General features: G+C 70.3%; 8 protein-coding genes. 2 read left to right on the plus strand and 6 right to left on the minus strand.

What is annotated here, in order from left to right; translation table 11 throughout:
• Positions 1-153: 153 nt before the first annotated feature.
• From nagA to LI92_RS18150, 6 genes are all read right to left on the minus strand, one after another.
• Positions 154-1,278, minus strand: coding sequence for an N-acetylglucosamine-6-phosphate deacetylase (nagA, locus tag LI92_RS18125; RefSeq protein WP_046321368.1), 1,125 nt, complete (start codon positions 1,276-1,278; stop codon positions 154-156).
• Positions 1,275-2,684: a sugar porter family MFS transporter gene (locus tag LI92_RS18130; protein ID WP_502691476.1), complete on the minus strand. Its 1,410-nt coding sequence runs from the start codon at positions 2,682-2,684 to the stop codon at positions 1,275-1,277. Before LI92_RS18130 ends, nagA begins: the two co-directional genes overlap by 4 nt.
• Positions 2,685-2,729: 45 nt before the next feature.
• Positions 2,730-3,122 carry a DUF4345 domain-containing protein gene (locus LI92_RS18135; protein WP_046321372.1) on the minus strand — a complete coding sequence of 131 codons (393 nt, stop codon included), beginning with the start codon at positions 3,120-3,122 and terminating at the stop codon, positions 2,730-2,732.
• Positions 3,119-4,342, minus strand: a complete 1,224-nt coding sequence (locus LI92_RS18140; RefSeq protein WP_046321373.1) for a D-alanyl-D-alanine carboxypeptidase family protein — start codon at positions 4,340-4,342, stop codon at positions 3,119-3,121. The genes LI92_RS18135 and LI92_RS18140 overlap by 4 nt, the downstream gene beginning before the upstream one ends.
• A gap of 81 nt (positions 4,343-4,423) precedes the next feature.
• Entirely contained in the window at positions 4,424-5,416 is a 993-nt protein-coding gene (locus tag LI92_RS18145) for an SMP-30/gluconolactonase/LRE family protein (RefSeq protein WP_046321375.1), read from the minus strand.
• Between the two features lie 111 nt (positions 5,417-5,527).
• Positions 5,528-6,934 carry an ABC1 kinase family protein gene (locus tag LI92_RS18150; protein ID WP_046321376.1) on the minus strand — a complete coding sequence of 469 codons (1,407 nt, stop codon included), beginning with the start codon at positions 6,932-6,934 and terminating at the stop codon, positions 5,528-5,530.
• Between the two features lie 69 nt (positions 6,935-7,003).
• Here LI92_RS18150 and LI92_RS18155 point away from each other — a divergent pair, with 69 nt between their 5' ends.
• Together LI92_RS18155 and LI92_RS18160 are read left to right on the plus strand one after the other, a co-directional pair.
• Positions 7,004-7,609, plus strand: a complete 606-nt coding sequence (locus tag LI92_RS18155) for a TetR/AcrR family transcriptional regulator (RefSeq protein WP_046321377.1) — start codon at positions 7,004-7,006, stop codon at positions 7,607-7,609.
• 10 nt (positions 7,610-7,619) lie between these two features.
• Positions 7,620-7,878 (plus strand): sigma factor (locus LI92_RS18160; protein ID WP_286135183.1); only part of this gene is annotated, 259 nt, incomplete at its 3' end.

A 7,878-nucleotide genomic window follows, 5' to 3' on the forward strand; every position in this document is an offset into this window, starting at 1 on the left:
GATGTGTATAAGAGACAGCTCGATCACGGTGTGATGGAAGATCCGCTGGTCGCCATTCTCGATGTAGTCGGCGAATCCGGCCTGTTCGCCGTCGACGGTGATCTGGTACTGCCGGTTGTCGTGGGTGACGGTCGGTTCGCTCATCGCCGCAGCCTAACTCAGCCAGGCGCCGCGCCGCATCACCCGGCAGACCCGCCAGTCCCGGTCCATTACCACCAGGTCGGCGTCGCGGCCGGGGGCCAAGACACCGGTCCGGTGCAGCCCGACGGCGCGGGCCGGGGTGGCCGAGGTCATGCGCACCGCGCCGGCCAGCGCCGCGTCGTCGGCTCCGAGCAGGCGTACCGCGGTCGCGAAAATCCGGTCCATGGTGGCGGTGCTGCCCGCGATCGTGGCGGTGCCGCGCAGCCGGGCCACGCCGTCGGCGACGTCGACGTCGAGCCCGCCCAGGCTGAAGGCGCCGTCACCGGATCCGGCGGCGGCCATGGCATCGGTGACCAGTGCGACCCGGTCCGGCCCGGCGGTCGCCATGACGTGCCGAACGACGCCCGCGTGCAGGTGCACGCCGTCGGCGATCAGCTCGACGGTGACCCGGGGGTCGGACAACAACGCCGGCACCGGTCCCGGCTGCCGATGATGCAGTGCCCGCATAGCGTTGAACAGATGCGTGCCGACGGTGGCGCCGGCGTCGACCGCCGCCTGGGTCAGTTCGTAGTCCGCATCGGTATGGCCTACCGCCACAACGATTCCCGACTCGACGAGGCGACGGGTGGTGGCCATGGCCCCGGGAAGTTCGGGGGCCAGGGTGACCATCTTGATGGCGCCGTCGCCGGCGGCCAGCAACGCCTCGACCTCGGTGTCGGTGGGCGCCCGCAGCTGCCCGCGGTCATGCGCGCCGCAGTGCAGCCGGCTCAGCCAGGGGCCTTCCAGGTGGATCCCGTCGACGACACCGCGTCGGGTCGCGGCCGCCAGACTGCGGACCTGGGCCAACAGAGTTTCCGGGCTGGCCGTCACCAGGCTGGCCAGTCCTCCGGTGGTGCCGTGGGCGGCGTGCAGCGCCGCTGCCCGGTCCGGGGCGTCGGCGTAGGAGACGCCGGCGCCGCCGTGGCAGTGCATGTCGACGAAGCCCGGCACCACCACCTGATCGCCGAATTCGAACTCCGGCCCGGCCGGCGGCCGGCCGGGCCCGCAGGCCGCGATCCGCCCGTCGAGCACCGACAGCCAACCCGGCCGGTGCACCCGGTCGCCGAGCACCACCGCGTCGGCGGCGATGACGCTCACGCCGGGGCCTGCCCCTCGGCGAGGAGGACGCCGGGCTGCTCCGGCGGCCACCGTCCGTCGTTCTCCCAGAAATTCCGGATGTCTTCGAGTTGGCGGCCTTTGGTCTCCGGGGCGCAGCGGTAGACGAAGATCAGGCTCAGCAGTGCCAGTGCGCCGAAGACCGCGAAGGTCCCGGCTCCGCCGAGGGCGTTGAGCATGGTCAAAAACACGGCGGCGACCATTGCGTTGGCCACCAGGTCGGAGGTCAGCATCGCCGAGGACCCCAGCGACCGCATTCGCGCCGGCAGGCTTTCCCCGGCGTATACCCAGACCAGCGAGCCGAATCCGAAGGTGTAGCCGACGGTGAACAGCAGCACCCCGCCGAACTTGATCGCCGCGGCGGCCGCGCCGAACGACTCGCCGGCGGCGAACACCGCGACCAGCACCAGGTTGGCGGCGACCATGGCGGCGATCCCCGACAGCAGGATCGGCCGCCGGCCCACCCGGTCGATGATCGCCAGTGACACGATCATCGCCGCCAGTGCGGCGACCTGTACCAGCGCCGGCAGGATCAGCAGCGCGAAATCGCCGTGAAATCCCATCTTCTCGAACAGTCGGGGGCTGTAGTACACGATCGCGTTGATCCCGGTGATCTGGATGAAGAACCCCAGCGTCACCACGAACAACGTCGCCCGCAGATAGGGCGGACGCAGCATCTCGCGCAGCACGCCCAGGCCGCCGGACTGTTCGGCGCGCAGGGTCCGGCTGATCTCCGCCAGCTCGCGGCGCGCGTCGGCGCCGGGCTCGATCCTGCGCAGGGTGCGTTCGGCGTCCCTGACGCGGCCCTTGAGCAGATACCAGCGGGCGGTGTCGGGAATGCGGGTCAGCAGGCAGGTCACCAGCACGGCGGGCACCGCGGCCAGGCCCAGCATCGCCCGCCAGTTGCCGGTTCCGGCGAACAGGTAGGCGCACAGGTAGCCGGCGATGATCCCGATCACGGTGGCCACCCCGTAGGCGACCAGCAGTGCGCCCCGGGCGTGGGCCGGCGCCGACTCGGCCACGAACACCGGAACCACCACCACCGACACCCCGATGGTGATGCCGAGCAGCAGCCGCGCCACGGTCAGCGTCGACACCGACGTCGATGCCGCACCCAATATCGCGAAGACCGCGTACCCGACGGCCACCACCACCATTGAGCGCTGCCGGCCGATCGCGTTGGCCAGCCATCCACCGGCCATCGCTCCGGCGATCTCGCCGAGCACCGTGGCCGTGGTGATCATCTCCTGCTGGGCTGCCGAGACTCCGAAGTCGGCCTCGATGAACAGCAGGGCGCCGGCGATGTTGGACAGGTCGTAGCCGTAGATGACCCCGACACTGGCGGCGGCCACACCCACCAGCAACGCCAGCGGCGAGGTGCGGCGCAGTTCGGCGATTCGGCCCATCTGGCTCACGGTAGGTGATGCGGTCGGCTACCGACGCTGCGGCACCGGAGGCTCGGCCAGCGTCGCGTACCAGTAGGTCAGCCCCGCCGCGGCGAACTCGACGGCACACGAGACGGTGAAGACCGGATGCGGCATGCCGACATCGGCCATCGACATCAGCCGGGACACCCCGAGCAGGGCCATGGTGGCCGCCAGCAGGCGTACGGCTCCGGCCGGGATGGCCGAGCGCCGAAACGCCTCGAGATAGCCGACCCCGAAACCGACGAGCAGCGCGCCCGCCGCGCGGCTCTCGCTGTCCACGGTCGCGTTGACGGCTTGGCTGTCCGGGATGGCGTCCAGTGAGAACGCCATCCGGCTGATCCCGATCCCGATCAAGAGCAGCCCGGCGAGCCGGCCGAAGACGCGCAGGGTCTTGATCACCAAGCCGGGCCCCTGCCGGGGCGGCGGTTCACCGCCCGGGCTCCCATGATGAGCGCGAACACGATGACGGTCCCGACGATGCCCACCCCGACGCGAACCGGGACGGTGTCGTCGGACGGGCCCAGCGCCATGGCCTGCGGGCTGGGGTCCTCGGCCGGGCTGCGCGGCGCCACCAGCGCCGGGTCCGGCTCGATCAGCGTCCCGACTCGGGTGCCGGGCGGCACGGAGAAGCCGTAGTCGAGCAGTTGGGCGGCTTGCTGCCAGGGTGGGATCGGCTGGCGGGTACCGCGCAGCAGCACCGCTACCAGGCGGCGCCCGTCGCGGGTGGCGGCGCCGACGAACGTCTGTCCGGCGTCGTCGGTGTAGCCGGTCTTGCCGCCCAGGGCGCCGGGGTAGTTGTAGAGCAGCTGGTTGTCGTTCTCGAGCTGGTATCCGGGCGTGTCCTCGTAGCCGGGGAAGTCGAAGGTGCGCGTTGCGACGATGTTGGCGAACGCCGGATTGTTCCAGGCGTAGCGGTAGAACAAGGCCATGTCGTAGGCCGAGGTGCTCATGCCCGGACCATCCAGCCCGGAGGGGGTGGCGGCGCGGGTGTCGCGGCCGCCGAGCCGGGCGGCCAAGGTGTTGATTTTGTGCAGCGCCACATCCATCCCGCCCAGCTGGACGGCCAGGGCGTGTGCGGCGTCGTTGCCGGACCCCATCAGCAGGCCGTGCAGCAACTGGTTGACGGTGAAGCGGCCGCCGGGGCCGACGCCGACCCGGGTGCCCTCGGCGTTGGCGTCTTCCTGGGTGCCGGTCACGACGGCGTCGGGGTCCAGCTCGTTGAGCGACGCCATGGCCGTCAGCACCTTGATCACACTCGCGGGCCGGTGCCGCCCATGCGGATCGCGCGCGGCGATCACCGCGCCACTGTCGAGATCGGCAACCAGCCACGCCTCCGCGGAGACGTCACCTGGCACCGGCGGGGTACCCGGCGCCACCACGATCCCGCAGCCGGCCAGGGCCTCGCCGCCGACCGGGGTGGCCGGTACCGGCAACGGCAGCGGGGGATCACCGGCCAGCGGAACCTCGGAGGCGTCCACCGCGGGCGGGGTGCTGACCCGATACGGGCAGCCGTTCGTTCCGGCGTTGAGGCCGGGAGTGGGATCCGCGGTCGCCAGGGGAGCGCCGGTGGCCAGGAAACCCACCGCCACCACGGCCGATAACGAGCGTAGGAAAGTCATCGTGTGTGCAGGCTAGGCGACGGAGGGGGTAAAACCGGGAAGCCACGCTGTGGCTGGTGGGGCGGAAGTTACAGCGGGAGGCTACAGCTGGAAATACGCCAGGCCCGGGCCGGCGATCCGGCCCAGCCAGAGCCGGCCGTCGCTTTCCACCACCCCGGTGGCCAGTCCGAAGTCCGGGTGTTCGGTGCGGAACTGGGCGAGCACCCGCCCGTCGTCGGCGTCGAACCCGACGACCCACACCACCGGGGTCGGATCGGGCAGCCAGCGGTAGGGCAGCGCCCGCCACATCAGCTGGCGCAGGATCGGGGCGCGGGGGCTCAGCCAGTCCGAGAGCGCGTTGCGATCCGAGACCATGGCAACCCAGATCCGGCCGTCGCACCCGGTGGAGATGTTGTCGGGATGGCCGGGCAACTCATCGGCCAACGGGGTGATGCAACCCCGGCGGGGGCCGGTCAGCCAGTACTTGGACAGTCGCCGCCCGGTGCTTTCGGCGAACACCACAGCCGATTCGTCGGCGGTCAGTGTCACGCCGTTGGCGAAGTGCAGCCCGGCCGCCAGCACGCTGACCGTGCCGTCGGGATCGCGCCGCAGCAGGGATCCACTTCCGCGGGCCTCGATCACCGAGCCCTTGTAATGCTCATAGCGGAACCGGCTGGTCGATTCGGGGAAATAGATTGTGCCGTCCGAGCACTCGACGGCGTTCGAGCAGAACGTCAGCGGCTTTCCGGCCACTTCGCTCACCAGGGTCTCCAGCTGCGCGGTCTGCGGGTCATAGCGCAGCAGGCCGCGGTGGCTGTCGCAGATCAGCAGCCGCCCGTCGCCGGTGAAGGCCAGTCCCAGCGGACGCCCGCCGGTGTCGGTCACCACCCGCGGCGCCGTGCCGTCCGCTGCGACAGCGATGATCCGGCCGTCTTCGACGCCGGTCCAGATGGTGCCGTCGGCGGCGGCGACGACGTCCTCGGGCGCGGTCCCGGGAATGGGGACCAGCCGCAGCTCCGGCGTCGGATCCGGCGGCGGCAGCGGGCGCGACGGCGGGGGCTGCCAGCGGACAGGGGCGATACGTGGCTTGCGCACCGCGCAATTGTGTCGCGGCGTCGCCCGGGGCGCCGCTCAACCGCTATTTTTCGAAGACCACCTCAGCGGTCCCCGAAAGGCCCGGGTGTCGCGCCAGTCCACCGGGCAACCTCAGGAAGCGTCATGATCGTCCAGGCCGGACGGCAGGCCGCGGCCGGTGACCCACGCGCGGTGCTGCTTTCCCAGTGCGGTGGTCGGCTCGGCCGCCCCGTCCATGTCATCGATGGTCGATCGCACGTCGAAGGTGGAACCCAGTGCGGCGAAGACGGCATTCATCGACAGGGTGAGGCGGGAGAAGAGCACCAGATCAGGGGGCAGCGTGACGCGGTGCGTCGGATGATCGGCGGAGAGGATGTCCACGAGTGAGCGGAGCGCCCGGTTGACGGTCTCCGGGGAATAGGTCACCGGCTGGGGTTGCAGGAGCTCGTGGACGATCGCCGTCCACCATCGGTGTGCCTCGTCGCCGGTGAGTGTGGAATCGGTGGACGAGAACCCGAGCGCCGGCATCCAATCGAGCAACGCCGGCCGGTCATCGTCCAACACCGCTCGCAGCGTCCCGGTCAGCCCCCGGCGTACCGGCTCCGGCAGCACCTTGACGCAGCCGAAGTCGACGAAGCCCACCGTGCCGTCCGGTCCGAATCGGTAGTTGCCCGGATGCGGGTCGGCGTGAAAGAGATTCGCGTGCCGGTAGGAGCCGGTCACCATGCGGCAGATCACCTCGGCCCAGGTGTTCTTCAGATCCTGATCCGCCTGCTGTGCGGTGGCCCAGTTCAATCCATCGAGGTAGGTCATGGTGAGGACGCGGTCACTGGACACCTCGGGTATCAGCTCGGGAACCCGGATGAACGGATGATCGCGATACAAGGTGGCGAACGTGGTGATGTTGGCCGCCTCGTGCCGGTAGTCGATCTCCTCGGTGATCCGCTCGGCGACCTCCCGTGCGTTCTGCCGCAGGTCGGGTGCCGGGCCGCTGGCGGCCGAGGCGAACCGGATCACCGTCGTCAACAACTCGGTGTTGGCCAAGTCGGCGCGGATCGCTTCGGCCACACCGGGGTATTGGACCTTGACCGCGACCTGGCGGCCGTCGGGCAGCACCGCACGGTGGACCTGCCCGATGGAGGCCGCCGCAACGGGCTCATCGGTGAACTCGGCGAACACCTCGTCGACTGATCGTCCCAGCTCGGTCCGGAACACCTCACGGGCCAATTCGGGCGCCATCGGCGGGGCATCGGCCTGCAGCTTGGTGAGTGCCCGCTGATACGGCGACAGCTCGCCACCGCCGACCGCGCCGGCGTCGAACAGCGAGAACATCTGCCCGACTTTCATCAGCACGCCCTTGGAGTGTCCGAGCAGCTCGGCATATCGCTCGGCGGTGCGCTCGTGGAACTTCTCGACGGCGCCGGTGTCGCCGGCCTTCTCCCGAAGTGTCGCCACCATGCGGCCTCCGGCGGCGCGTGCGGTGAAGCCGGCCAGCGGCATCGTTCGACGCATACGGCCCTGCGGTACCGGATCGCCCATCGTCACACCCGGCTGACGGCTGATAAAGTGAACACTTTGCAAGACTAAGTGGTCACTTTGGGGCGGTCAATGGCGGCAACAATGACACGGGACCGGCTGCTCACCGCGGCGATGCGGCTGTTCAGCGAGCAGGGCTACCGCGCCACCAGCGTCGCCCAGATCGAGGCGGCCGCCGGGCTTGCGCCGGGCTCCGGCGCGCTCTACCACCACTTCAAATCGAAGGAATCTCTGCTTGCCGCCGGGATCGACCGGCAACTGGACCGCCGCGAGGCCATGCGCGACGTGCGGAAGCTCTTTGCCGGACTGGGAGATCTCGACACCGAGTTGACCCTGCTGGGCAGGTACCTGTTCGCCGTCCTCGACGAGGAGACGCAGCTGCTGCAGATCGCTGCCCGCACGCCGGCTGGCCAGTCGGCTCGGGTGGCCGCGGCGTACGCCGCACTCGTCGACGGCCTCTGCGCCGAGCTGGCCGACTGGATCGCCGGGTGGGCGCCGCAGCTGGCCGCCGCTGACGCCCATCGGATCGCCGTGGTCGCGGTCAACGCGCTGTTGGGCAACCGGGCCGGGCGGATGCTCTATCGCGGTGTGGGGACGCAGCCGGGTGACGAGCAACCCGACGACGAGGAGTACCTCGCCGAATGGACGACGCTGCTGGGGGCACGCATCCGCGCCTAGGCTGGTGGCGATGACGGCATCGGTGGAGGACTTCGAGGCGTTGCGGCCGCACCTGCTGTCGGTGGCTTACCGGCTCACCGGCCTGTTCGCCGATGCCGAGGACATCGTCCAAGATGCCTGGCTGCGCTTCAGCGCCGCGGAACGGGACACCATCGCCGATCCGCGGGCCTGGTTGACCACGGTGGTGAGCCGACTGGGTCTGGATCGGCTGCGCTCGGCGGCGCGGCGGCGCGAATCCTATTTCGGCGAGTGGCTGCCCGAGCCGGTGG

The sequence above is a fragment of the Mycobacterium sp. UM_Kg1 genome (assembly GCF_000972925.1).
Lineage (GTDB): Bacteria > Actinomycetota > Actinomycetes > Mycobacteriales > Mycobacteriaceae > Mycobacterium > Mycobacterium hiberniae.

Coding starts and splice junctions, on each gene's coding strand:
- LI92_RS18155 (WP_046321377.1), top strand. CDS start 7,004: ATGGCGGCAACAATGACACGGGACCGGCTGCTCACCGCGGCGATGCGG.
- LI92_RS18150 (WP_046321376.1), bottom strand. CDS start 6,934: ATGGGCGATCCGGTACCGCAGGGCCGTATGCGTCGAACGATGCCGCTG.
- LI92_RS18140 (WP_046321373.1), bottom strand. CDS start 4,342: ATGACTTTCCTACGCTCGTTATCGGCCGTGGTGGCGGTGGGTTTCCTG.